Source organism: Rahnella perminowiae (assembly GCF_019049755.1).
Classification (GTDB): domain Bacteria; phylum Pseudomonadota; class Gammaproteobacteria; order Enterobacterales; family Enterobacteriaceae; genus Rahnella; species Rahnella perminowiae.
The window spans coordinates 1-1,340 of record NZ_JAFMOS010000171.1 but is presented as its reverse complement, the minus strand read 5'-3'; the positions used below and the strand labels follow the sequence as shown (position 1 = coordinate 1,340).

Here is a 1,340-nt window from a genome sequence, read left to right as displayed (position 1 = left end):
ACTTAGCCCCAATTCTACTGTATCCATTCCAAAATCCTTCATGCACTTTCCCTTTTGGGAATAGCGTAGCGCATTGTACTTTATTTATCTCGCAAGTTTCAGTATTAACGGGGCGAAATACTAAATCTGTTCCAACATCATATAAACCTGCAGTCCCTCTCCACGATATAATCATTTTATCGTTGTTATAAGCGTAAAAAAGTTGTGTATCGCCATTTCCTGCAATTGACGGTTTCTCTTCACCATTCTCACCATAACCTCCCGATGTATCTCTCGAAGTATCCATAAAAACTGGGGGATGATAACGCTCGCTGAAAGGAACATCATGAGCCAGCGTGTTCGTGATATAAGTTCCTTTGCGCAATTGCGGTAATTTAAACAAATCCTGGCATTGAGTCAGGAAGAAGCGGCTAATTGAAGCCGTGTCAAACATACTATCATCCGCATAGGCCAGTGACGCTGCGGCCCCTAAATTAATGGCATTCGCCATAGAATAATCTTTCTGATGATGCAAAACCAGTTCCCAGGCTCTGAAAGGACAAATCTCAATGACATGCCGTTGTTCAAGCTCATTGGTTCTTATTTTAAAACCTTTAAGTGATTTATCTGCAGGGAAATGGAATGGAGGCGGAAAAGGCTCACCGTCTCGCCGTTCAATATCCGGTACTGTCCGGCATAATTCACCTATAACCGCGTAGTGCCAGATATGCCCGTTTTCCTCAGCATCATTGCGTACGGTAGAATCATTGGGTGCACGGCTAACCCGCAGTGAGCGTTGTTCCATCTCTTTAACCAGCGGTTGGGCATCGATAAATAATCTTAGTTCGCTGCCATAGCGAGGCTCTATTCTTATCAGGCCAGTTGCATCGCTGGTCCCGTTGAGTTCTTTCTCATAACCTCCTGGCGTTGCGCTGTTTTCTGCCTGCCATGGCATATTGGCGACGGCTTTTCCTTCTTCGTCTACCAATTGTATTTCAACCCAATAGGGTTTCTGCTTACCAGTATAGGCATCATGATTTTTAGGAGATGCCGAAGTGTATGCCTGTTGCGTTGCCATAGATTATGTCGCTCCATGTTTGTTATTGTAATTTCCGTTTCATTTCTAAACGCTTTTTTGTGCAACTTTTAATGAATATACTTTGATCATTTCTGAAACAATGACTGCTAAAATTAAAACTAGCACACTGCTAATACCGAGGCTTTTGAATAGCCAGGGAAGAAAAGACAACGATGGCGTGAGCAATAACAGGCGGAAAGGTATTTGCAAATAAATTAGAAAATTAACCCCTTTCCATTTCTTAACTAGAACAATAACCGAGAATATAATAGAAACATTAAGA

General features: G+C 42.2%; 2 pseudogenes. Both read right to left on the bottom strand.

What is annotated here, in order from left to right:
• Positions 1 to 1,057, bottom strand: a pseudogene (locus J1785_RS00975) (lipase family protein); the annotation flags it as partial.
• Between the two features lie 45 nt (positions 1,058 to 1,102).
• Positions 1,103 to 1,340, bottom strand: a pseudogene (locus tag J1785_RS00970) (hypothetical protein); the annotation flags it as partial.